Genomic DNA, 24635 nt, shown 5'->3' on the forward strand with positions numbered 1-24635 from the left:
CAAAAAAAGTATCTTCGCTCCCGATTTATGGTTCTTTTAGAAATAAAAGATGAAAAGGGAATTTGGTGAAAATCCAAAACTGTTCCCGCAACTGTAATACATACTTAAAAATTACAATCGGTATACCACTGTAGTAATCCTATGGGAAGGTGATTGTAATTGTGTAAAGTCAGGAGACCTGCCATATTTTATCATTTATTAATAATAACTCTCGGGTAAAGAGTTAGATATAACTTAGAATCTTTTTTAAAGCTACGAAACGATTCTTTTTATCTCTATAACTTTTCCCACTTAACTTAACTTTTTAATGAAAAAAATTATGTTTTGTGGTGTATTGGTATTAATGGGGCTATCCGGCTTTTCACAATCCAACAACACTATTTTAAAAGGAATTATAAAAGATGCCAATACTGGTTATAATATTCCTGATGTTTCAATTCAAATATCTGAGCAAAATAATGGAGCCATTAGTGATATAGATGGTCGATATCAAATAACATTACCCACTGGTCAACATAATATTCAATTTTCTGCAATTGGATATTCTACGATTACTCAAAAAATTACATTAAAAGATGATGAACAAACTTTAAACGTAGGTCTTCCCATTTCTACTACAGAATTATCCGAAGTAATTATACAATCTGACAAAAAGAAAGAAATCGGTGTAAATCAAGTATCTAAAATCTCCTTAAAACTAAGACCTATAAATAGTGCCCAGGATTTATTAAAAACAGTACCAGGTTTATTTATTGCTCAGCACGCAGGAGGAGGAAAAGCAGAACAAATTTTTTTACGAGGTTTTGATAATGATCACGGTACTGATTTTGCCGTATTTGTAGATGATATACCTGTTAATTTAAGTTCACATGCACATGGACAAGGATATGCTGACTTACATTTCCTTATCCCAGAAACTGTAGGAGATGCAAACTATTATAAAGGTCCTCACGAAGCGGCCATAGGAAACTTTGCTGTCTCTGGTGCTGCTTCATATACTACAAAAGGAAGGCTTAATAAAAATTCAATCAAACTTGAATACGGTCAGTATGATTTTGTACGAGCATTAGGAATAGTTACGCTGTTGGACAAAAAAAACTTTTTATCCAAAAATTATGAAAATGCCTATATAGCTATCGAAGGCACCTACAACAAAAGTTTTTTTGACAGCCCGCAAAACTTGAGGCGATTAAATACTTTTTCCAAATACACCTTAGATATAAATGATCAAAATACTTTGACTACTTCTGTATCTACTTTTCATAGTAACTGGAATGCTTCCGGGCAAATCCCTTTACGAGCAGTTCAATCAGGAGCTATTGATCGATTTGATGCTATTGACGATACTGAAGGTGGAGATACAGAACGTGTTCATATAAACTTCCAATTAGAGTCTCTTTTATCCGATAAGGTAACCCTTAAAAATCAAGTATTTTACTTATCGAATATTTATAATCTCTATTCTAATTTCACATTTTTTCAAAATGATCCAGTAAATGGAGATATGATACATCAGTTCGAAAATCGCAATATGCTTGGTTATAATGGAAAACTTTCTTTAAACACTAACATTGGAAATCTAAATAGTAAAACAGATTTTGGACTAAGTGTATTATATAATGATAATAAGGTTGGATTAAACAATAGTATCAGAAGAGAGATTTTGGAAACAGTCAACATATTCAAAGTTAAAGAAACCAATTATAGTGCATATATAAGAGAACAGTTAAAACTGACAAATAAACTTTCTGCTTTAGTAGGTTTGAGAGGTGATTATTTTACTTTTAGACTAGAAGAACTAATACCAGTACCTAACAAGGGTAACACTGATGCTTTTAGACTTAGTCCTAAAATAAGCCTTTTCTACGATTTTACTGAAAAAGTACAATTATATGCAAAGGCAAGTTCTGGTTTTCATTCTAATTATTCTCAGGCAGCTGTAAATCAAAAATCCATACATCCATTACCCAAAGCAGTTGGATATGATCTTGGTACAGAATTTAAAATAGGAAATCGATTTATCGCTAATATTGCCGCATGGTATCTTAAAAGTAATGCTGAGTTCGTCTTTGTTTCTGATGGTTTTGAGTTTGAAAACAAAGGACGATCAGAAAGAATCGGAGGTGACGCTTCTTTTCGATATCAACCATTATCCTTTTTCTGGTTAGATACAGATCTAAATTATAGTTATGGAACTCTGATAGATGAACCGAAAGAAGCAAATAAAATACCATCTGCTCCTAGATTTACCTCAACAGGAGGTGCTACTTTAAAACTTAAAAACGGGATTAAAGGATCTCTAAGATATAGATTTCTTGGAGAACGACCACTAATAGAAGATGAATCTGTTATAGCAGAAGATTACTTTTTGATAGATGCAGTAATTAATTATACTCAACCCTCTTATGAAATTGGATTATCGATAGAAAATATATTTGATCAAGAGTGGACAGAAGCCGTGTTTTATGATTCTTCACAACTTCAAAACGAACCCGCTCCCGTTGATGATTTTCATTTTACTCCAGGGAATCCTTTTTTAGCTAAATTAAGTGTAACATATTTCTTTTAAACATGGGAAAAAACATACCAAAAGTATCAACTACCTTTCAGTTTTGTGATGGAGGATCTTGTCGAAAAGCAAAAAGTGAAATAGCGATACGTGAAGCAAGAGCCTATCTCCGAAATCAAGAACTTTGGGATGAAACCCATACCATAAAAACCAGATGTAATGGTCGATGTGAGGATGCTCCTACCTGGATTGTACAGCCCGGTAACTTTTGGTACAAAAACTTAACTCCTGAAAAAGCAGTTACTATTATAAAATCACATACAGTTTTAGATCAACCTGCAGAAGATTATCTTTTATATCAAGAAGGATGGTCTTCATTACTCACTGAGAATGAAAAAACAGTTGCCCTTCCTGTTTTTAAAAACAAAGTAGATGAAGAACACGGTGATGTTCTCGTAGCACGAGCTTTTGCTTCTGATCAACATTTATACCCATTATTTCAATATCTCTTTCAGGAACCTAAATCTATTGCTGTACAACAATATGATGAAGTTATTGAAATAAAAACAGTGCATCAAGTAGATTATTCTGATGATTATGAAATAACTATTATGGGGCAGGAGCTTCAATTAAGACTAACCATCGCCGGAATTCCAAAAGATATTTCTGAAGAAATAGCTGATCGCAAAGTAAGTATTTCAGAAGTGATCTGGCTAAAAAAAAGAACTATCTTTACCAAGGCAATACGTCTTAAAAATAAAAAAGGGAAACATCTTGTTACCTTTTGGATAAAAGAAGAAGATCATAATACTTGGGCACATATTCTGAAGGTTTATTTATCCATGTCTCCAGATCAGATTAGAATTGAAGATGAACATTAAAAATATAAGTGTTTTAGGTTGTGGATGGTTAGGATTCCCTCTGGCTATTGATTTAATATCAAAAGGAATACAGGTTAAGGGTTCTACTACTACAGAAAGTAAAACTCTTAAACTTCAAGAACAGAAAATAACTCCCTTCTTACTAAAATTAGGTGAAGCCACTGAGGAAATTTATTCGGATTTTTTATTAGATAGTGAAGTAGTCATCATCAATTTTCCACCTAAACGTATTCCCAATATTATAGAAATATACCAACAACAAATTCAAAGTATACTTTCTCACATTTCAGAAACGCAAAAGGTTATTTTTATTAGTTCTACTTCGGTATATCAAAACACAAATGACGAAATCTCTGAAATTATTGAAATCCAACCAGAGAAGGAATCCGGAAAAGCGGTCGCAGCGGTTGAACAACTATTACAAAAAAGACTTGGAGATCGTTTAACGATACTAAGATTATCTGGTCTTATAGGATATGATCGTTTGCCGGGTCGATTTCTTGCGAATAAAAAAAATGTTCAAAACGGTGATGCCCCCATTAATGTTATTCATCGAGATGATTGTATTGGGTTGATTAACGCTGTACTTGAAAAAAATGTGTGGGGAGAAGTTATAAATGGCTGTGCAGATCATCATCCTTTACGTAAAGAATTTTATTCACTTGCTGCAAGTAAAATTGGTTTAACACCACCTATTTTTGCTAAACAAGAAATGATAAAATATAAGATCATATCCAATGCAAAGAGTAAAGCACTGTTACAATATACGTATCTACATCCTGATCCTCTTAAATTAATTTAAATTATGTACCCCGTAACAATTGTAGGTGCCGGCCCTGGAGATCCGGATTTATTAACCGTAAAAGCACATAAACTTATTCAAGAAGCTGAAGTGATTCTTCACGATAATTTGGTTTCTGATACTATTCTGGATATTAATTTAAAAGGAGAAAAGATATATGTAGGTCGCAAATATGGAGATACTTCTAATCAACTAGAGAGACAACAAAAAATCAATGAACTCTTACACAAATATTATCAAGAAGGTAAGAAAGTAGTGCGTCTTAAATCTGGAGATCCTTATGTTTATGGCAGAGCTGCCGAAGAAGCAAGATATCTTACAGAAAAAAATGTTGCTTTTGAAGTTATTCCTGGGATTTCTGCAGCATTAGCCGCGGCAAATATCTTTAATATCCCTATTACCGAAAGAAATAAATCAAATGCTATGCTCATTTGTACAGCTCACACCGCAGATTATTCTTTTGAGCAATTGAATGGTATCGCTCATATGCTTAAAGCTGGTAATACTATCTCTATATATATGGGACTTAAAAGCCTTAATAGAATTATCCCTAAATTACTGCAGGTATGTAAAGATGATACCATTCCTGTAAATGCAGCCTCCAATGTATCTAGAGTTAATCAGGAAATTATTACAGGTACTTTGGGTAGTATTGAAGAACAAATAAAAAATAGTACATTACAAATGCCGGTTGTTTTAATTATTGGTGCAAACCCCATTATGTAATGAATAAAAAATTCTAAAAAACAAACGAGTGAAAGAGGGTATATTACTTTGCGGACATGGGAGTCGAAGAAAAGCGGCCATTACTTCATTTAAAAAATTAGTAACCATTCTTCAGGAGCGTTATGAAAATGATTACGAAGTAGATTATGGTTTTTTAGAATTCAACCATCCAACTTATGAAGCCGCTGTAGAACGTATGTACCTCAACGGAATCAGAAAAATTTATGCATTACCAGTAATTTTATTTGCTGGGTCTCACGCAAAAAATGATATTCCGTATGAATTAAATACCATACAAGGATATCATGATGATCTAACTATTGTTATGGGAAAACACATTGGTGTCAATTCCTTTTTATTAGATCTTGCCGCAAAACGTATCGAAGAGACCGAAACTACACTAACACCTATGGATCGCAAAGAGATTTGTCTAGTAGTTGTAGGTAGAGGAACTACTGATCCTGATGCAAATAGTGATGTTTGCAAACTCACCAGTATGCTATGGGAAGGTATGGGATTTGGATTTGCAACTACTGCATATAGCGGTACTGCTTATCCCAAAGTAGATGAATCTCTTCAAATGATCGAAAAACTTGGTTTTAAACGAACTATAGTAATTCCGTTTTTCTTTTTTACCGGTGTTTTGTTAGAACGTATCTATGGTCACGTAACTGATATGAATGCTTCTTCTGACCAGGAATATGTATATACTGCTCCCTTTGGTACTGATGAATTATTAATGAAAGCCTTTGATGAACGATTAGAAGAAGCCAAAACGGGGATGGCTAACATGAATTGTCAGCTCTGCAAATACCGAAAACAAGTCATTGGGTTTGAACAAGATTATGGTAAAGAACAGGTAGGACATCATCTTAATGTAAAAGGAATTCTTTTTGAAGAAGATGAAAAACCAGGTGAAACTAAAAGTTCTTTAAGTAGTAAGATTAAAAAAGTACTGGGGATATAATTTTTAAGGTAAATTGTATTGTAAGATCTTTATCAGATGACCACTTATTAACTTGGTTATAAAATAAAATCATGACCGATTGTATATTTTGTAGCATTATAAAAGGAGATGCAAAATCTTGGAAAGTATATGAAACATCACACGCATATGCCTTTTTAGATATTCACCCAGCTAGCAGGTACCATACCTTAGTGATTCCCAAAAAACACTATACCAATATTTTTGATATACCGGAAAAAGAACTAAACGAAGTTATCTCTCTGGTAAAAAAAGTCTCAAAACTATTTGAAGAAAAATTAGGTTTAAATAATATTCAAATCATTAGTAATTCTGGTGCAGAAGCGCAACAAGAAGTATTTCATTTACATTTTCACATTGTTCCGAGAAGAAGAGGAGATGGTCAAAATATTAAATGGAGTACTCACCCAGAATGGGTAAAGGATTTTGACGAAATGTTAGAGAAAATTGGATAATTAGAAGCCCAAAATTCTAAGTTTAAATAATAATTCACTACAGGAAAAACTGAATTACTTCAAAATTCATTATCCTCTGTTTACTCTTCAATAAAGTAGCACAAGTTTACAATACACTATTCTGTTTAATTACCTCTTGACCTAATTTCAAAAATCCTAATCTCAGTAACTGTGGTCATCTAAAGTAATCATCTTAGCATAATCTTTATTTATACGTATTTAATAACCGTTTTTCAACACATACGTTAGGTCTATTCGTATTAAAATTTCATAAATTACATTTAGCTAATTTATTTTGTTAGTTTAGACTAACTTTTATAAATTTATATTTCTAAAAAATAAAGATCAGAATGGATTATGTTATAGAATTATTAGAAACTCAAAAAAAGCAGTTAAGTCGTAATGTTATAAATCAGAAGCTTATGCAAAAGGATATTAGAAAAGGAATTTCTGAATTGTCAAAAATTACAGAAATCACAAAAGCGATAAAAGTTTTAAAAACGAAAAGATATAAATATCAAAAATAAACATGAAAATCACATTAGAACTACCAGATTTACCGTACCACAAGAATTCACTCGACCCCATATTTACCGAAGAAACTTTTGATTATCATTATGGTAAGCATCACGCTGCTTATGTAAACAATCTTAATAGATTAGTCAAAGACACTCCATTAATTGAAATGACTTTGCCCAAAATAATCCAACACGGGTTTCAAAACAACGATTCGGTTCTTTTCAATAATGCAGCTCAACATTGGAATCATAGTTTTTTTTGGCATTGCTTGTCTCCTAATGAAGGAAAAAGACCAACTGGGAAGATTAAAGAACTAATCGAAAGAGATTTTGGTACGTTTGAAAAATTTAAAGAACAATTTTCTACAACCGCCATTAAATTATTTGGTGCAGGCTGGACCTGGCTCGTGCAAAATCAAGAAGGAAAGCTAGAAATTTTACCTCTAAAAGATGCCTACACTCCGATAATTGAAAACAAGATACCAATCTTAACATTGGATGTTTGGGAACACGCATATTATATCGATTATCGCAATGCACGTCCAAAATTTGTAGAACGGTTTTGGGAGGTCGTAAACTGGAACTTTGCCAATAAAAATCTAATATAGAATGAGCGAAATATGCATTAACCATATCGAAAATTATTGGAAAGCTAAGACAACTACTTCTAACGTTTTATTCAATAAAGGTCAATTTAAAGAAGCATTATTAGGGTATAAAAATGCATTATATCGAGCAGAGATATTAAACATGAATCAATCTGATTGTATCCGTAATAATACTCCTTTTATGCAGATATATATTATTTCATGTAACAATATTGCAAACACTTATAAAGAACTAAATCTGTTTGAAGAAACAGAAAACACTTTAAAAAGAATAGTTTATTATCTTTTGTATCTGTCACATAATAATGACTTAAACATAGCAGAAGTTCGAACAGAGTTAAAAAGAGCAACCACTACCTATGTAAATTTTATAAAAGAAAACCAAAAAGATAAAAAACAGCAAGAAACTTTATTTACCGTATTGAAAGAACGACTAAAAGAAGTATAATCATTAATTATAAATAGAAAAAAGAGCAGTCTGGCTCAACCAGGTTGCTCTTTCTATAGTTGTGAATTACAACTTTAAAATACTTTCAAAGGCTTTTTAGCTATAAAAACGTTGCAGTTATACTCTATTCTACCAATCCTTCGCCTTCTATATACAAACTTTCTAATTGTTGCTTCATCTTATCTGATGGGTTTGACCACATCCCACGTTGTATTGCCTCCAATAACCGTTCACTCATATCTTTTAAAGCCCAAGGATTATTTTGTTTGATGAACTCTTTATTTTCAGGAGTTAATAGATAACTTTCTGTAATTCCTTCATACATAAAATCATCAATCAAATTAGTTGTAGCGTCATAAGCAAACAAATAATCCAGAGTTGCTGCCATTTCAAATGCTCCTTTATATCCATGGCGTTGCACTCCTTCAATCCATTTTGGGTTTACAACTCTAGATCTATACACCTTTAATAACTCTTCCTTGAGTGTTTTTACTTTAGGGGTTTCGGGCCTGGAGTGATCTCCAAAATAAATTTCAGCATCGTTCCCTTTTACAGTTTTTACGGCATTGGCCAATCCTCCATGAAATTGATAGTAATCATCACTATCCAAAATATCATGTTCTCGATTATCTTGATTCTGCATAACAATCTGCATGGCTTGTAATCTATACTGAAATGATTCGTGAGCAGATACTCCTTTTTTAGAGTTTCCATAAGCATATCCACTCCAATTAATATATACCTTAGCAAGATCTTCTTGAGTCTGCCAGTTTTTTTCATCGATTACCGCTTGTAATCCCGCTCCATATGCACCTGGTTTTGATCCAAAAACTCGGTACAAAGCACGTTGCGAAGCTTCTGCTTCTTCCAATCCTTGTTCTTGCCATTGTTGTTGCTCTTCTAAAAAACGTTTGCGAATTGGATTGTCTTCTACTGGTTCTTCTAAATGAGCAAGTCGGGTAACTACAGTATTAAATAGATTAATCACATCTGGAAAAGCATCTCTAAAAAAACCAGAAATACGCAATGTAACATCAATTCTAGGTCTTCCTAATTTTATCAGAGGAATTACTTCAAAGTCTGTCACTCTGCGATTTGCACTTTTCCAAATCGGGCGAACTCCCATCAAGGCAAATGCTTGTGCAATATCATCTCCTCCTGTTCTCATTGTAGATGTCCCCCATACCGAAATCCCAATAGTTTCAGGATAATCTCCATTTTCTTGTAAATACCTATCTATAATTAATTGTGCACTTTTCTCTCCAAGACGATAAGCTGTTTCTGTGGGTATAGTCCGCACATCAACTGAGTAGAAATTTCGTCCGGTAGGCAATAAATCCAATCGCCCTCGAGTAGGTGCTCCAGATGGTCCAGATGGTACGTATTGTCCATTTAATCCATTAATTAAAAAATCTAATTCATCAGTCGTTTTTTTAACTTTCTGTAACGTATCTAACTTTATATGTTCCAGCATCGAGCTTGTCAATGAGTATTGTTTTGGCAATACGTTTTCTTGCAAATAAGAAACCAGTAATTTTTTTACGATTTGTTCTAATTGAGCAACGACCTGACCAGCAGTTTTGCAAAAAACTCCTTCAATTGTTAGCTCCATTACTTCTGTATAAGGAATCTCCAGTATATTTTCTTTAATACCTAAATCTTTAGCTAATAATTGAGTGATCCCTTCTTTTCCATATCCAGGTACACGATGCAAGGCAATTAGTAAATCTATTAGCTGTTCATCAACTGGAGCTTTTCCAAAAATGTGTAATCCATCTCTAATCTGTGCTTCTTTCAATTCACATAGATAACCATCTAATTTTACCAATAACTCATCAACATCATCTGAAGCAATTCCTAAATCTACACTTAACTTAGTTTCTTTAACCAATTCGGCTATTTCTTTTTCTAGTACACGAGAGCGTTTAGGGTCTAGAGAGGCAGCTTCATAATATTCATCCACCAGATGTTCCAATTTCATTAAACTACCATAACTTTCTGCTCGTGTCATGGGAGGAATAAGGTGATCTATAATTACAGCTTGATTTCTCCGTTTGGCCTGAGTTCCTTCTCCTGGGTCATTAATGATAAAGGGATAAAAATGAGGCAATGCTCCAAAAACTGCTGCCGGAAAACAAGTTGCAGGATCTAGTGATACACTTTTACCAGGTAGCCATTCTAAATTACCGTGTTTCCCTAAATGAATGACAGCATCGGCCTGATAATTTTGTTGTAACCAGAAATAATATGCCAAATACTGGTAAGTTGGTGGTAAATCCGGAGAATGATAAATTGCCTGTGGATCTTGATTGTATCCTCTGGATGGCTGAATACTTACAAAAATATTTCCTAATAAAAATCCTGAAACGATAAATCCAGTTCCTGTAAAATAGGGGTCATCTTCTGGTTGCCCCCATTGCTCTGTTACTTTACTTTGTAATTCAACTGATAGGTCAGAAAAACATTGTTGAAAATCATTGTAATCAAAAACCAATGCATGTGGTCTGGTCATCGCAGTAGATACATCATTGGTCGTTATTTGCGTTATCCAATGCATAATCTCGGTTCCACTCTCGGGTAGTTGCTCTCCTACATTGTATCCAGCAGCTTTCAATTCTTGTAATAGTACTTGACAACTTTGGGGTGTATCTAGTCCAACTCCATTTGCCAAACGACTATCTTTATTAGGATAGTTTGGTAAAATAACGGCTATCTTCTTTTCTTCATTCCTTTTACACTGTAGTGTTGTCCACTTTTGAGCTAATTCGACCATAAACTCACAAGCTGGAAGATAAGCCTCGTATTTTAAGATAGAACTATCTGTCAATATATCTTTTTCTGCTTCTTTTTTAAAAGAAACAGCACGACCTATAATCCGACCATCAATTTCTGGCAATGCTATATTCATAGCAATATCAGTAGGTGGTAATCCAAAAAGACCATCTTCCCAAACTTCTTTATTAGCAGTAGAAAATATAGCCTGCAATACAGGTATTTTCAGCTTCTCAAAAATAAATTCTGAACCATCCATCGGTTTAATGGTAAACCCAGTAGTATTAATAATGGCATTTATGGTGCGCTTACCAGAATATGTCATTAGCTGTTCTACCTGCTCTAATAATTTTGTATCTCTTAGATTACTTGCAAAAACTACAAAAGTATTCATCCCTTTAGTTTGTATAGTCTTGCTCATGGCCTTTATAGGAGATAAATTATCAGACAGATAATGCGTGCGATAAGCAAGTAACACCACTGTTGGTTTGGAGTTATCTATAAAAGCTTCCAGGTCTTCCTGAGTAATCATTTCTGAACGAGGAGTATAAAGAAATACATCGGCGATTGATTGAGCAGAAATAACAGGAATGTTAGTATCAAAAAAAGTGTTTTGCAAATAATTAAAAAGCGCCACCGAATTATCTTTCCCTCCTTCCTTCAAATATTGCCTGCATTGATGTACAATTTGTATATCTGCAGAGGATAGTTTCATCAATTCAAAATCCGGTTCATGAGCTGGTAAAAACAATACAACATTACCTATTCGTTCTTGCAGTGCAACTAAAGATTCTACCAAGTACTTATAATAACTCAGACCGCCCAGCATACTACATACAATAACCTTAGCTTTTTCCAGAACTTCTTCCAGATAGGTATCTATTGTTAATTCTTGCTTGAGATATACCAGATTAGTCATTCGTAAACTTGGTAACACATCACCTGCTTCTTCATACAATTGTTTGTACGCTTCATTCATGGTATTAATCTCAGTATCACCTGCACTTAAAAATACAATATCCCCAGGCGTCTGATCGATATAAAAAATCTCATCATCATTGGGATTCCATCCTCCTGGTATCGTAGCTACTAAATGCATATTTCTTCTTGTTTTAACGCTGCCCAATACAAATGTATATAGCTTGCGTATACATCTTTATAGGTATATATTTTTGTAGAAACTTCTTTTTCTCTTGCAGAATAAATTTGACCAATAGTAGGTACCGTATCATCATTCATGATCTGAGAGTAATGAAATTCGTGACCCCAAATTTCGGTATTATTAAATACTACTTTTCGATATCCCAGAGATAGTTTTTTATTTTCCATAGAGGTGATAAACGGAAAAATAGTTACCATTTTATATCCTATGCCTTTTTCATCAATAATTTCTTTACCCAAATACATCATACCACCACATTCGGCATAAATTTTCACGCCTTTATCTGCCGCATCTTTTATTTGAATATGCATCGCAGTGTTTTGAGATAGTTCTTGAAGATATAATTCGGGATAGCCACCAGCTAAATAGATACAATCAACCTCGGGAAGTTTAGTATCTCGCATAGGACTAAAATAGATAACCTCTCCAATATTTTCTAGCCACTTTAAATTTTCCTGGTATGTAAAACTAAAAGCTTCGTCTTTGGCAATAGCAATTTTATACTTTTTAGTTTCAGACTTTATCGTAGGACTATTTTGGTATTTTTTCTGATAGTCATTAGTATATTCTAAAATTTCAGGTAAAGAAATATGTTCAGAAATATGCGAAGCCGCTTTTTCTATAACATTTTCAAAAGTTTGATCTATATGCAATCCCAAATGACGGGAAGGAATAGAAATTTCATCATTTGGTGGGATATACCCTAAAGAAGGGATTCCTACAGTATCACATGCTTCTTTGAGAAATGCATAATGTGATTCGGTCTTTACAAAATTAAAAATCACTCCTGCAATTTTAACTTCTGGGTCAAATGTTTTTAATCCGTGCAGGATAGGTGCTATGGTATATGCCATACTACTGGCATTAACAACAAGAATCACAGGAATATTCAATGATTTTGCAATTGCAGCAGAGCTCCCCTGATCTTTAACAGCCCCATCAAACAATCCCATAACTCCTTCGACTATACTTATATCTGCTTCTTGTTGATATTTACTAAAAGTATCGACCATATGATCTTCAGGCATCATTATAGTATCCAAATTGATTGCTATTTTTCTAGCGGCAGTGCTATGATGAATAGTATCTATATAATCCGGTCCGCATTTAAATGGTTGTACTCGATATCCTTGATTAAGAAACCACCGCAGCATCCCTAAAGTAAGTGTCGTTTTTCCTGAATTACTCCATGGAGCGGCTATTAAAAATGCTTTGGACATTAGTAAGAATATTAAAAATCAGAAACTACTGAATAATTAAGTTTCAGTTGTTGAGCTAGTTGTTTTGCTTTTCCCAATTTCACAAATCCTGTCTCAGTATCAATAATTGTAGTTTTTTGAACTCGTGCAAGATACATTTTATACATCGTGACAGCATATTGAAATGGATTTGCAGCTCCCGTATTTATTTTTCCATCTGTAAACACAAATAGTTGTACTGTTTGCATATTTACTGATCTAAGTAGTTCATAAACTTTAAAAAAGGCAGCTCCAAGATTTGTTTTACCACCTGTTTTTAATTGGTAATTGAGATCAGATATTTGCTTAGTATTATAAGTAAAATCCTGAATGATTCTTGCTGTTGTATCCTGTAAACCCACAATAGCATACTGTACCTTTTGCATTGGATTTGATGTAATGGTTTTATCTATTACTCCTTTTAGGTATGCCATTTGTTGATCAAGTGCCATAGAAGCACTGGTGTCAACTAAAAATATGATTCGTGCAGCGGCTTTTCTTGCAGATCGCTTATATATAGTAGTAAATGTTTCTTTACTAAGATAATTTTTTACCGATTGTACTACCGAAATTTCAGGTTGTCGCTCAACTGCCTGTGACATCACATATAATTTCTGTAATGTATCTAATTGTATCTCTTGTTTTTTCGTTGCTTTTGAAGCAGAAAATTTTAATCCTTGTTGTACTGCTTTTGGTAATTGAAATCCAGAAGTATCTTGCCCGTTTTGAGTGGTAGTCTCTTTTTGAGTACTATCATCATTCTCCGGATCTGTATCATTTTCCTTATCTTGATTTGACGGAGGTGTATATTCTTTTGCTCTATGCTGTAATACAAAAGGAGCAATACTATTTACCATTTCTGAAGTTACTTCTGTATGGTTATGATAAGCAGCATAAGCTCTTGCTGTTTTAAGCAACAAGATATCTGCACGCATTCCTTCTACCTGATTGTTAATTGTTAATTGAGCACATTGCTCTTGAACAGTATTCGGGATTTCAATAGTATGTAATTTTTGTTTTGCCGAAAGCACCTGATTTTTAACTGCTCGTTCTTCTTTATCATATTTTGCATAAAATGCAATTGGATCACTATCAAAATTAAGGCGTTGCATGGCAATCTGAGAGCGTACTTTTTTATTTACAGGTGTCTGGATGGTAACACTAAGTCCGAACCTGTCTAACAGCTGTGGGCGTAAAGCTCCTTCTTCGGGATTCATAGTTCCTACCAGGCAAAAACGGCTATTCATCCATTGAGAAATACCTTCTCGTTCCAGGTGATAACCACCTGTTGCAGAAGCATCCAATAAAATATCCATCAGGTAATCATTCAATAAATTTACCTCATCAATATATAAAAAGCCTTGATGTGCTTGTGCTAATAATCCTTTATCTACAATTGTTATTTTTTGATTGATTAATGCTTCCAGATTTACACTCCCTAATACACGATCCTCAGTAGCTCCTATAGGTAAATTTACAAATGGAAAATCTTCTCCCATTAATTGACTCAATCCACGAACCATAGTTGTTTTGGCTGTGCCCTTATCACCAGTAGCCAAAACTCCACCAATACTTGGATCTACCAGATTAAGTAAAAGACATAATTTTAAATCTTCTTGGGCAAGTATAGCTGTAAATGGATAATTATATTTTGGTTGCATTAGTGATTTGTGAGATTTTGATCTTAACTGATGGTAAAAATACGGATTTATATGATGTTGGTAATAGTTATATTTTTTTCTTCAAAAGAGTTTTCTTTTGGATAAAGAATCTTTTTTACCAAAGATTGAATTCTTTATTTTTTTAAGGTTTCATTTTATTAAAAAGATCAATATTGGTAAAATTATCGTGCGAATTAAATCAGGTATTTACACCTATTAATAATACGTAATGTTTGGCTAGATTTGTTTATAACCTTAATAAAAAGAGATTTAAGGTTTTCAAGGCTTGACAATATACACTCTTAGTTGAATATCTTTTTTTAAATCTAATCAAACAACAAAATGTATACACTTCCAAAAGGTGAACTGACTAATAAGACATTTAGCAAAGCAATGGATCATGCGATTGCTATAGAATTGACGACAATTCCTTGTTATCTTTCTACTTATTATTCTATTAATCGAGCACAAGATCAAGATGCTTTGTATAATAAAATTCTTATACAGGTTCAAGACGAAAAAATAGCTAAAGAATTAACGCTAGATGTTTTGGTCTATGCCAATAAAGCAGCTGCATTAATCATGTCTGTAGTAGTAGAAGAAATGTTACATTTATCTCTTTCCTCGAATGTCAAACAAGCCGGTGTTGCTCCTCCTGATTTAATGAAAGCAGGTAAAAATCTTACCTACCCAACATCTTTATTTGGGAATCCGAATGAATTTAAAATCAACAGGGCACCTTTATCAATTGATCAATTGATTAGTTTTCTTAAAATCGAAAGCCCTAATAGATTTAAGGGGGATCATAATGATACCATTGGAGAATTTTACGATAAAATAATAAAGTATATAAAAAATAGTAAAATTGATTGGAGACTCACAGATAATGGATATCCACAATTGGTACCCACACAACCTTATTATGCACAAAACACAATAAATACCGTTTATTATGATAGAAAGCACAATCCTCAATTTCCAAGTGCTGACGATAGTGGAGGTATGGTTGAAGTAAAGGATAAAGGTAGTGCTATTACAGCCTTAAACGAGATTATCGAACAAGGAGAAGGTCACAAAGGAGGAGATCAACTGGAGATCATTAATGGTAAACCAAAACCTTTACCTATAAAAGATGGAAAAGTGGTATTTAGTCCTGAAGACTATGATGATCCAGCCGAAGAAGAGTTATCACATTTTGCCAAATTCATGGAACTATACACACTGGGAGATCATTATGAAGAAAAATTCAGCAAACATACTGGATTAGACAATTTCTTCAGTTACTTCGTATATGATCAGGCAGTAAATCCAGTTACTGATGAATATTCAAATGTATTATACCAACAATCACAATTAGCTAATGCCATTTACACATATATATTATTGATGATCGAAACCTGTTATCATCAAGAATTACCAACACAATATGAAGTATTCATGATGGGAATTCACAAATCAATGATCTGGTTATTAAGCCAATTTGGTCGTGATGTGAATCAACAAACATTTGCCAAAAAAACAGGTGGTGCAATAAAAAATTATGCAGGTAGTGTTACCTTCGAATATTACCCGTTTGAAGATCAAAAAGAGGTTCGGCCTAAAGAGCAAATTATAAAATTAGCACAAAAGTTAATTGAAATGGACAGTAGTTATGGCTGGCTTTTTACAGATCCTCAATATTTACTGGCTCTTCCAGATGTAGGGTTAGATCATCAAGTAAATAAAACTCCTTTACACACCTCTAAATAGAAAAAAATGTCTGATAAATCAATAACAATACCGCAAGCAAAACCAGTATTAGAATTACATGCCTGTATGGGATTAAACGCCTGCAAAGGTCACGGGTGGTCTGGTGAAAATAATTGTGCTGGAACTGGAGACTGTGCCACCAATCGGCATCCTTGTCACACCTTGAATGATTGCAAAGGGCAAGGTGGATGTGGTCTATTTGGGTCTGATAGTGAAGTTTGCCATCCAGGTGAAAATGATTGTTCTTTTCAAGGTAGTTGCGGAACACCTATTCTGGCATCTCGTTATATCACTCAAGGACCAAACAAAGGACAAAGTGTATGGCAATTAGCGAGGAAACTTTTTGAAGAACGTATGAAGAAAGCAAATAGAACTGTAGGCCCTCCACCAGAAGGTCAAGAATACGGTCCTACTACAGAATTTGTTGCAAAACGAGGAGGAGGTTCATCTTGTGGACAAAGTGGTGATCGTTATTGTTCTTATGCTTTTGATGAGAAAAGTAGAGAAGAAGAAAGAAAACAGCGTAGAGAGGAATTTATGAAAAAAAGTGCCAAAGAATTACCTCAAACAATAAAAAACTGTGATTGTGATTAATTATGCATTTAGACTTACCTAACTTAGGATTAGGGCTTGGACTTCGTAGCCAACACTTTAATTACATTTTAGAAAATTCTCCCAAAGTGGATTGGTTTGAAATAATTTCTGAAAATTTCATGGATTCCTATGGCCGCCCTCGACACATACTTAAGCAAATAGCTAAAAAGTACCCTGTAGTTATGCATGGTGTATCCTTATCAATAGGGAGTACGGATCCATTAGATTTTACATATCTAAAAAGATTAAAATCCTTAGCAGATGAAATAGAACCCGCCTGGATTAGTGATCACCTTTGCTGGACTGGCGTGCTAACGGTCAATTCTCATGATTTATTACCGGTACCATTAAACGAAGAATCATTAAATCACGTCTGTGAGCGCATTCATATCGTACAAGATTATCTAGAAAGACCTTTGATCCTGGAAAACCCCAGTACATATCTAACTTTTGAACATTCTACCATGGCTGAGTGGGAGTTTCTGAAATATATGTCAGAAGAAACAGATTGTGGTTTGTTGTTAGATGTTAACAATGTATATGTATCTGGATTTAATAACGATTTTAATCCTACAGATTATATTGAAAACATACCTCATGATCGTATTGTACAAATGCACCTTGCTGGTCACCAACATTGTGGGGATTATATCATAGACACTCACGATCGAGAGGTAACTGATCAGGTTTGGGAGTTGTTCAGACTTGTCTGGCAAAAAACAAATGGGGTATCTACTCTATTAGAATGGGATGGTAATATTCCTGCTTTTGATATATATCATGCAGAAATGATGAAGGCCAAAAATTTCATGTCAGGAAAGGCAATTACATCAAAAGAGATCTTGTCTAGACCGCAACAACAAATTGCAGTATCAAATCCTGTTAATTTCATGGTAAATAAAGTTGCTAGTAATCTGGTAAAAGAATAGATATATTTTAAACTCATATTACCATATGCTAAATCCAAACGGGAATACAATATGACTAAAAAAACTAATTTTCCTTTAGCAGATGTTCAAAAATGGATACAGCATTCACTTCTTCATCCTTATGAGCAGAGACAACGATCAAACGAAAAGATTCTTGAGTCCTTAATAAAATCATCCAAGCGACTTAGCGCAAGTAAACATCTAGCAATTTATCAACGAAGTTACATTGCTCGATTACGAGATTGCATGTCCAAACAATTTAGTGCTCTAGAATATGCATTGGGTGAAGATCTCTTTCGCGCTTTTGTTGATGAATATTTACAAGAACACCCTTCTAACAATTATAATTTAATTCTATTAGGAGAAAAGTTTCCTGATTATTTAGAGAAGACAAGGCCTGATAAAAATGAGGTTACAAAAGAAGATTGGCCGGATTTCATGATTGAATTAGCTCGATTCGAGTATACAATCAATATTATTTTTGAAGAAAAAGTTGAAGAAAATTATATTTTGGCAACCGATAAAACTTTAGAGGAGAATTTACAACTAATCCCTTCGTTTTATGTGTTTGATTTCCAGTTTCCAATTAAATGGTACTATTCTTCTTTTGCAAATGGTAATGAACCTGAATTACCATTACCAGAAAGAACCTATTGCGTAATAGTAAGACACGACTATAAATTGTTTTTTCATGATATAAATCAAGGTCAGTTTTTATTCCTTCAATACCTGATAGCTGGTCATACAATCAATCAAACGAAAGAGTTGTTTGCAAGTAAAAATATTGCTGATCTTAACCAGGTACATATTTTTTGGACAATGTGGAAAAAACGATGGATCCAAGCAGGTTTTTTTGCCGAAAACTCAATGAAAGGATAATGAACTCATCTTGAGTTTATATATATAAATGTTTAAAATAATTGTCTGTCAATCAAAGAAGAACACTTTGCAACACTATTAATCCTACTATAATTGAAATCACACCTATTACACCATTCATCCATTTAAACACAGACATATTACGCTCTATAAACCGACTCATCGTAAAAATCAGGACATAACTATATACAGCCATGGATAGAATAATCCCAATAGACTCAATTATTAATATTAGTATTGCATCAGAGATTGTATCAGCACTTATAATTAATGCTGAAGTCAATGCTCCTCCAGTACCTGCTAATCCATGTAACATACCAATCCAAAAAGATCTGTTAATTGGATTCATGGCAATTTCTTCTCCTGTTTTCCCATGTAAATGGATAGGATTATTAGCAACATGTTCGTGAGCTTCTATTTTTTTATGATCCGCCATCATCGCATTGATCTTGTGATTTCTGCGAATGGCCATAACACCTAACCAGATCATAATTGGACCAACAGAAAACTCAGCCCAAAAAGAAATGCTTTCAACAAAAGTGAGTAATGCAGCTCTGAAAATTAATGCAATCCCTCCAAACATTAATAGAGTAACAGAATGCCCTAATGCCCATTGAGAAGCAGTAAATACTGTTTTAAAAGACACCTTTTTTTTCTTGATAGCATTTTCTGCTGCCAATACAGAAACAGCAGACATGTGATCAGGTTCAAAAGAATGTAAAATCCCTGCAATCAAAGGTCGGGTAAGGTTCATGATATTCATACGGTATACTCTATATAAGCACCATCATTATTAATTAAATATAGATGGAGTTGCACGTTGGGAGCTATTTTCTGACAATAATAATGACAACGAGCAATTAGTTTTTGGTAAAAATTCTCTTCAGCCGCAAAAGTAAAAATTTCTCTAAGACGTCCTGCCATATTTAGTGATAAAACTTTATTAGCAATTTCTTCTGGATACCCTGCTTCTAGTGTCAATTGATAGATAAAATCCTTATCCCAGGTTGTTTTTCCACTATGAGTATTGGTTTTGCCTTGGGCTAACTTTGCTGCTTTACCTAGCATAATACCCATAGATACTTTGGTTATTTGAGGAGAATCATGAATTTTCTCAAAAATCTCTTGTATCCAATTGCCGTAATGAACACAGGCAATATCATCAATCACGGGAAAGATAGCTCTTAGCATTTTCTCGCTACGGGCTCCGGAGTTAATAAGTAATTCTGTTTTTTTATTTGCTATTGCCACATCAACTCCTTGTTGTATACTCGCGATATAAGATGCTGCTGAGAAAGGGGTTACAATACCAGATGTCCCCAAAATAGAAATCCCATATAAAATCCCTAAACGACTATTAAGGGTTCTTTTAGCTAATTGCTCTCCATTTGTCACCGCTACTTTTATAGTAACTCCATAAGTTTCAATCTGATTATCAGATAATATTTTTTTACAAACCGTAGACATCATTTTTCGAGGAACAGGATTAATTGCTGGTTCTCCCACTGGAATTTCTAATCCAGGAAGTGTAACCAAACCCACACCTTCTCCTCTTTCAAAAATAATTTTCCCAAAAGTGTTTAATACAACAGTAACTATAATTTCTGCACCATGAGTTACATCAGGATCATCACCTGCATCCTTTATAGTAGCATAACAAGCTTCATCTTTTGTTAATCTTATCTGATTAACCTGAAACATTGCCGTTTCTCCTATAGGTAATTGGATTTCAGTTTCTTTGACTTTTTGTTTGGTAACAAGACTTGTTAATGCAGCTTTAGCACAGGCGGTTGCGCAGGCTCCTGTAGTATAGCCTCTACGCAATGGTCCATCAGGTATGTCTTGTAATTCTCCCAAAGATTATGTGAGTACTTTGATCAATTCTTCAGATGTATCTATACAAAGATACCGATTTGAAATTTTTGGTTTTTTAAGAATAACTATCGGAATATTTAATGCTAATGATGCTTCTATTTTTTCCTCTAACTTACCGTTACTACCACTTTCTTTTGTGAAAATTACTTCTGGATTTATTTTGGCAAATAGCAGCATTTCTTCCTTTTTAGATTGGGGATATCCAAACAGTAAATGAGTTTCAGGAAAATTTGATTTTGCAGCAATAGCTCTTGAAGAATCTCTATCCAAAATACGAAACCAGGCTTGATGATCTCTCCAAAAGGGTTTTAATTTTGATATCGTTTGTACGCCAGACAATCCTAATAAGGTTCTATAGCTTCCTTTTTTAAAATGATTCAAAGCTTCTTCAAAATTATCTACATAGTGTACTAGTTTGTGGACTGATCTAGGTGAAAATTTTCTTTGAAAACGAACTATAGGAAGTTCTAAAGAAGTGTTAGCTACAGTTTGATGTAATTGACTGGCAAAAGGATGAGATGCATTAATGATATGAGTAATCGATTTTTCCTTACAAAAGGCTTCTAATAATTCAAAAGTCATTTCTCCAAATATAGGCGTTCCTTTGCCATTATATTTTACTTGGGTTTTAGTTGAATAATAATATTTAATATCATATTCGTCCAAAGTTTTGGCAACAAGTTTACCTTCTGTTGTACCTCCAAAAACAAGTATCATAACGATTGATTTATCTTTTCCTTTTTCCTGAAAATATGATGCCATTTATCATCATATAGCCATGAACGATTTTTACGAGCTCCTATCGCCTCACCGACCACAATCATTACGGTTCTGGTTAATTTATTTTCTTTTATAATGCTTGTCAATTCTGAAAGTTTACCAACCCAAACTTCTTCATCCTCCCAACTTACTCTATACAATACCGCCAGTGGAGTATCTTCTGGATAATACTCTAATAATTGTGTTTGTATCTTTTTTGCAATTCCCACACTTAGAAAAATACACATTGTGGCTCTTAACTTAGCCATATCTGCTATTTTCTCATGTTCAGGCATAGGTGTATTTCCTTCTCCTCTAGTTAGAATAATTGTTTGTGCTACCTCAGGAATCGTAAATTCTGATTTTAGATAGGCCGCAGCTGCTTGAAAAGATGAAATACCCGGAACGATATAATAATCATAACCTTTTTCGTCAAAAATAGTCATCTGTTCTTGTATCGCTCCATAAATAGAAGGGTCACCGGAGTGCAATCTAACAATAGATTTTCCTCGATCATAATACTGATCAATAATCGTCATTTGTTCTTCTAGTGTCATAGAAGCAGAGTTACGAACCAGAGCTCCTTCTTTTGCCATATGAGTTAATGCTTCTGGCACTAAACTCCCTGCATACAATATACAATCCGCATTTTCTAGAATGTACTGTCCTTTTAACGTGAGTAATTCAGGATCCCCAGAACCGGCTCCAACAATTGCAATACTAGCTTTTCGTTGATATGATGAAAGTAAACTTAAAGCATACGTGAATTTTTTATTTGAAGATGTAATTCCTTTTGTTTTTTCTACTAACCAGGTGGATTGATCTGCTATTAAAGCTGAAGCTGCTTCGGACACTCCATAGACACCTACTTTTTTCTTTACAACTTCAGATGGATTGGCTACGGTAATTGTATTGAGTTCTTCACCTGTATAAGTAATAAAAGGAATATCATATTTCTCTGCAAAATCCAGATATGCCTGTTCTTCATTTTTTATTGCTGCCGAACCAATACTACAAATACTTTCTATTGCAATATTTTGCTTTTTAAGTTCTTCTTCAAGCTCATTAATCAATTGCAAAGGTTCTATTTCTTTTGCACAACCACTCCCTAATGAGATACAAGGTGGATAAAATGAAAGTGTAGGCACTTCTGTTTGAATCAATTCATACCCTACGTACACGACTAATTCATATTGAGTTGTATCACAATCTTGTACCGAATAATATACATCAACAAAATCAGGAATTGTCTTTTCTAAATATTGTGTTCCTTTATCTCTTACTTTCAAAATAAGCGCTGTTGGTTTTCTATTAACAAACAAAGAAATCAAGGTATTAAGAGCTATAGAACTTTTCATTTTCCAACCATATGACTCTGCCAAAGTATCTAATGCCCAAAGCTCTTGTAAATCGCTGGATGTTGATATTACAGGTTGCGCTTTTAATATCCTGCTTATTTGATTGGTTATCAAATTAGCCTTACCAATATGCCCACTTATTACTGCTTGTGCAAATTTGCCTTGATCATCTACATTAATAACCCCAGGATCTGTAGTTTTATCACCGATATAAGGAGCGATGCTTCGCACACAAATCCCCAAAGCACCAATAAAAATCCAAGCATCATAATTTTGAAAAGAGTTATTCATTAATTCTGCTACAGAATCAATCTTCTTAACATCTTTATTTTCCTCGATAACCCTAGTTGTAAAAAGCTTAGAACGATAAAATTCTTTTTGTAAAGTTTTGGCGATTGCTATTCCTTGATCTGTAAAGCAAAGTATGGCAATTTTTGTAATCTGTTCTGACATATTCTTCTTAAAAAAGATTTTGAAACTGTAGCACCAAAGATACTAGAAGTAGATGTATGTTCATTGTTTACTTCTTGATTCTTTTTGCTTTTAATAGAGTTATTGGATTGTAATTATCTAATGTTATTTTATGAGTATTTATAATTGTATAATCTATCTTGCTACAACCCTTTTTAAACATTTCTATTGAATTTTCTTTTACAGCATTAATAACAATATTGGTGTCAAGTTTTAAAAAAGGTTTGATTTTGAGAAAAAACTCTTCTAATCTACCTCCATGTCCTCCAATAAAAACGGTATCTGGCTTTGGGCACGAAGTTAGATCTTGTTCAAAAAAATCTCCCATTATTGCTTCAATACCTGGAACACCAAATCGTTTTTGATTCTCTTTCATAATAGCCTCGCACTCTATTCTTTTTTCAAAAGCTATTACTTCAATACCAGGGTTTTTAAGTTTTGCTTCAATACTTACGGAACCTGTACAAAAACCTATGTCCCAAAGAGTATGGCTATTAAGAATATCGAGAAAATGTAAGGTTGTTAATCGTATTGGCATTTTAGTAATCATATTGGGTCTGCCTGGTAATCCCATAAAATCTGAATCTGCAATACCAAAATCAATTTTCCTATGAAATTTCTTTTTTAAGATTACGCAATTTAAAGGGTGAAATTCTTTTTTTGAAGCTTCAGATAATGTTAATTGATAAAACTGTTCTCTTATTCCTTCAATATCTTCTCCAACATACATTTCATAATTATCATATCTATAATCCAACATTCTTTGAGCGATAATTGCTGGATTTTTTTCTGTATCTGTAAGTATTCCTATCAGTTCTTGCTGCAAAATAAGAGCCGTGTCTAATGCTTCCCAGCCTCTACCATGCACACTTACTGTTTGCAAATGATTGGTATTGGTATTGGTAGCATTTGCCAATAATTGAATTGAGCTAAAATAAGGCTCGGTTATGATTTTCGCCTTAGGATATTTATTTTTCAAAGTATTAGAAAACCCATAAAACAATGGATTTCCAGAAGCAAAAACTACTATTGGTTCTTCTATTTCATCGTAAGCTTCAAATACTCGTGACATTGGAGATTGAATAGATATCCATTCATAATCTTTTGGAAGAAAATCTTTAACGATTTCATAATGACGTTTTCCACCGCTAAAAACCCTTGTGCTACTAATAATATCCTTTTGCTCAAGAGTTAAATCCGGTGTTTTGTTTCCGATACCGATTACATGAAAGATCTTCATTTTCTTACCTCTTTTT

The 24635-nt window shown here is 33.7% G+C and carries 21 protein-coding genes and 1 riboswitch; of the genes, 13 read left to right on the plus strand and 8 right to left on the minus strand.

What is annotated here, in order from left to right; all coding sequences use genetic code 11:
• Positions 1–11: 11 nt before the first annotated feature.
• A riboswitch (cobalamin riboswitch) is annotated at positions 12–200 on the plus strand.
• A 107-nt stretch (positions 201–307) separates the two neighbouring features.
• From U0D62_RS13395 to U0D62_RS13435, 9 genes are all read left to right on the plus strand, one after another.
• Positions 308–2569 (plus strand): TonB-dependent receptor, encoded by a 2262-nt coding sequence (locus tag U0D62_RS13395; protein ID WP_322287813.1) that lies wholly within the window; start codon positions 308–310, stop codon positions 2567–2569.
• A gap of 2 nt (positions 2570–2571) precedes the next feature.
• Positions 2572–3390, plus strand: coding sequence for a (2Fe-2S) ferredoxin domain-containing protein (locus tag U0D62_RS13400; RefSeq protein ID WP_322287814.1), 819 nt, complete (start codon positions 2572–2574; stop codon positions 3388–3390).
• Positions 3380–4192, plus strand: a complete 813-nt coding sequence (locus tag U0D62_RS13405; protein ID WP_322287815.1) for an NAD(P)-binding domain-containing protein — start codon at positions 3380–3382, stop codon at positions 4190–4192. Before U0D62_RS13400 ends, U0D62_RS13405 begins: the two co-directional genes overlap by 11 nt.
• 3 nt (positions 4193–4195) lie before the next feature.
• The gene (cobA, locus tag U0D62_RS13410; protein WP_322287816.1) at positions 4196–4918 is read left to right on the plus strand and encodes a uroporphyrinogen-III C-methyltransferase; all 723 of its coding nucleotides are present in this window, start codon (positions 4196–4198) and stop codon (positions 4916–4918) included.
• A gap of 28 nt (positions 4919–4946) precedes the next feature.
• A complete protein-coding gene (locus U0D62_RS13415) occupies positions 4947–5885 on the plus strand; it encodes a sirohydrochlorin chelatase (RefSeq protein WP_322287817.1) in 939 nt (312 codons plus the stop codon).
• A gap of 71 nt (positions 5886–5956) precedes the next feature.
• Complete coding sequence (locus U0D62_RS13420) at positions 5957–6358, plus strand: HIT family protein (protein ID WP_322287818.1); 402 nt, start codon at positions 5957–5959, stop codon at positions 6356–6358.
• Positions 6359–6708: 350 nt separating this feature from the next.
• On the plus strand, positions 6709–6885 hold the full coding sequence (locus U0D62_RS13425) for a hypothetical protein (RefSeq protein WP_322287819.1): 177 nt from the start codon (positions 6709–6711) through the stop codon (positions 6883–6885).
• A 2-nt stretch (positions 6886–6887) separates the two neighbouring features.
• Positions 6888–7484: a superoxide dismutase gene (locus tag U0D62_RS13430; protein ID WP_322287820.1), complete on the plus strand. Its 597-nt coding sequence runs from the start codon at positions 6888–6890 to the stop codon at positions 7482–7484.
• Between the two features lies 1 nt (position 7485).
• A complete protein-coding gene (locus U0D62_RS13435) occupies positions 7486–7932 on the plus strand; it encodes a tetratricopeptide repeat protein (protein WP_322287821.1) in 447 nt (148 codons plus the stop codon).
• Between the two features lie 124 nt (positions 7933–8056).
• Here the strand turns inward: U0D62_RS13435 and cobN are convergent, their stop codons facing one another.
• The 3 genes from cobN to U0D62_RS13450 are packed head-to-tail and all read right to left on the minus strand — an operon-like array spanning position 8057 to position 14765.
• Entirely contained in the window at positions 8057–11803 is a 3747-nt protein-coding gene (gene cobN / locus U0D62_RS13440; RefSeq protein WP_322287822.1) for a cobaltochelatase subunit CobN, read from the minus strand.
• The gene (locus U0D62_RS13445) at positions 11794–13086 is read right to left on the minus strand and encodes a cobyrinate a,c-diamide synthase (RefSeq protein WP_322287823.1); all 1293 of its coding nucleotides are present in this window, start codon (positions 13084–13086) and stop codon (positions 11794–11796) included. The genes cobN and U0D62_RS13445 overlap by 10 nt, the downstream gene beginning before the upstream one ends.
• A gap of 11 nt (positions 13087–13097) precedes the next feature.
• A complete protein-coding gene (locus U0D62_RS13450; RefSeq protein ID WP_322287824.1) occupies positions 13098–14765 on the minus strand; it encodes a VWA domain-containing protein in 1668 nt (555 codons plus the stop codon).
• A 342-nt stretch (positions 14766–15107) separates the two neighbouring features.
• On the opposite strand from U0D62_RS13450, the gene U0D62_RS13455 reads away from it, so the two are divergent.
• The 4 genes from U0D62_RS13455 to U0D62_RS13470 are packed head-to-tail and all read left to right on the plus strand — an operon-like array spanning position 15108 to position 18916.
• Entirely contained in the window at positions 15108–16514 is a 1407-nt protein-coding gene (locus tag U0D62_RS13455; protein ID WP_322287825.1) for a ferritin-like domain-containing protein, read from the plus strand.
• Positions 16515–16520: 6 nt separating this feature from the next.
• Entirely contained in the window at positions 16521–17108 is a 588-nt protein-coding gene (locus U0D62_RS13460) for a hypothetical protein (RefSeq protein WP_322287826.1), read from the plus strand.
• Between the two features lie 2 nt (positions 17109–17110).
• The gene (gene bufB / locus U0D62_RS13465; protein ID WP_322287827.1) at positions 17111–18037 is read left to right on the plus strand and encodes an MNIO family bufferin maturase; all 927 of its coding nucleotides are present in this window, start codon (positions 17111–17113) and stop codon (positions 18035–18037) included.
• Positions 18038–18088: 51 nt separating this feature from the next.
• Complete coding sequence (locus U0D62_RS13470; protein ID WP_322287828.1) at positions 18089–18916, plus strand: DNA-binding domain-containing protein; 828 nt, start codon at positions 18089–18091, stop codon at positions 18914–18916.
• Between the two features lie 52 nt (positions 18917–18968).
• Here U0D62_RS13470 and U0D62_RS13475 read toward each other — a convergent pair whose 3' ends face one another.
• From U0D62_RS13475 to cbiE, 5 genes are all read right to left on the minus strand, one after another.
• A complete protein-coding gene (locus U0D62_RS13475) occupies positions 18969–19679 on the minus strand; it encodes a hypothetical protein (RefSeq protein WP_322287829.1) in 711 nt (236 codons plus the stop codon).
• A complete protein-coding gene (locus U0D62_RS13480) occupies positions 19676–20773 on the minus strand; it encodes a cobalt-precorrin-5B (C(1))-methyltransferase (RefSeq protein ID WP_322287830.1) in 1098 nt (365 codons plus the stop codon). The genes U0D62_RS13475 and U0D62_RS13480 overlap by 4 nt, the downstream gene beginning before the upstream one ends.
• Before the next feature lie 3 nt (positions 20774–20776).
• Positions 20777–21553 carry a precorrin-6A/cobalt-precorrin-6A reductase gene (locus tag U0D62_RS13485; protein ID WP_322287831.1) on the minus strand — a complete coding sequence of 259 codons (777 nt, stop codon included), beginning with the start codon at positions 21551–21553 and terminating at the stop codon, positions 20777–20779.
• Complete coding sequence (gene cobM, locus U0D62_RS13490) at positions 21505–23361, minus strand: precorrin-4 C(11)-methyltransferase (protein WP_322287832.1); 1857 nt, start codon at positions 23359–23361, stop codon at positions 21505–21507. The genes U0D62_RS13485 and cobM overlap by 49 nt, the downstream gene beginning before the upstream one ends.
• Positions 23362–23428: 67 nt before the next feature.
• On the minus strand, positions 23429–24619 hold the full coding sequence (cbiE, locus tag U0D62_RS13495; protein WP_322287833.1) for a precorrin-6y C5,15-methyltransferase (decarboxylating) subunit CbiE: 1191 nt from the start codon (positions 24617–24619) through the stop codon (positions 23429–23431).
• Between the last annotated feature and the right edge of the window lie 16 nt (positions 24620–24635).

Source organism: Aquimarina callyspongiae (genome assembly GCF_034322225.1).
Lineage (GTDB): Bacteria > Bacteroidota > Bacteroidia > Flavobacteriales > Flavobacteriaceae > Aquimarina.

Coding starts and splice junctions, on each gene's coding strand:
- U0D62_RS13395 (WP_322287813.1), top strand. CDS start 308: ATGAAAAAAATTATGTTTTGTGGTGTATTGGTATTAATGGGGCTATCC.
- U0D62_RS13435 (WP_322287821.1), top strand. CDS start 7,486: ATGAGCGAAATATGCATTAACCATATCGAAAATTATTGGAAAGCTAAG.
- U0D62_RS13450 (WP_322287824.1), bottom strand. CDS start 14,765: ATGCAACCAAAATATAATTATCCATTTACAGCTATACTTGCCCAAGAA.
- U0D62_RS13485 (WP_322287831.1), bottom strand. CDS start 21,553: ATGGCATCATATTTTCAGGAAAAAGGAAAAGATAAATCAATCGTTATG.
- U0D62_RS13455 (WP_322287825.1), top strand. CDS start 15,108: ATGTATACACTTCCAAAAGGTGAACTGACTAATAAGACATTTAGCAAA.
- cbiE (WP_322287833.1), bottom strand. CDS start 24,619: ATGAAGATCTTTCATGTAATCGGTATCGGAAACAAAACACCGGATTTA.
- U0D62_RS13400 (WP_322287814.1), top strand. CDS start 2,572: ATGGGAAAAAACATACCAAAAGTATCAACTACCTTTCAGTTTTGTGAT.
- U0D62_RS13430 (WP_322287820.1), top strand. CDS start 6,888: ATGAAAATCACATTAGAACTACCAGATTTACCGTACCACAAGAATTCA.
- cobA (WP_322287816.1), top strand. CDS start 4,196: ATGTACCCCGTAACAATTGTAGGTGCCGGCCCTGGAGATCCGGATTTA.
- U0D62_RS13405 (WP_322287815.1), top strand. CDS start 3,380: ATGAACATTAAAAATATAAGTGTTTTAGGTTGTGGATGGTTAGGATTC.
- U0D62_RS13460 (WP_322287826.1), top strand. CDS start 16,521: ATGTCTGATAAATCAATAACAATACCGCAAGCAAAACCAGTATTAGAA.
- U0D62_RS13425 (WP_322287819.1), top strand. CDS start 6,709: ATGGATTATGTTATAGAATTATTAGAAACTCAAAAAAAGCAGTTAAGT.
- bufB (WP_322287827.1), top strand. CDS start 17,111: ATGCATTTAGACTTACCTAACTTAGGATTAGGGCTTGGACTTCGTAGC.
- U0D62_RS13445 (WP_322287823.1), bottom strand. CDS start 13,086: ATGTCCAAAGCATTTTTAATAGCCGCTCCATGGAGTAATTCAGGAAAA.
- U0D62_RS13470 (WP_322287828.1), top strand. CDS start 18,089: ATGACTAAAAAAACTAATTTTCCTTTAGCAGATGTTCAAAAATGGATA.
- U0D62_RS13475 (WP_322287829.1), bottom strand. CDS start 19,679: ATGAATATCATGAACCTTACCCGACCTTTGATTGCAGGGATTTTACAT.
- cobN (WP_322287822.1), bottom strand. CDS start 11,803: ATGCATTTAGTAGCTACGATACCAGGAGGATGGAATCCCAATGATGAT.
- U0D62_RS13420 (WP_322287818.1), top strand. CDS start 5,957: ATGACCGATTGTATATTTTGTAGCATTATAAAAGGAGATGCAAAATCT.
- cobM (WP_322287832.1), bottom strand. CDS start 23,361: ATGTCAGAACAGATTACAAAAATTGCCATACTTTGCTTTACAGATCAA.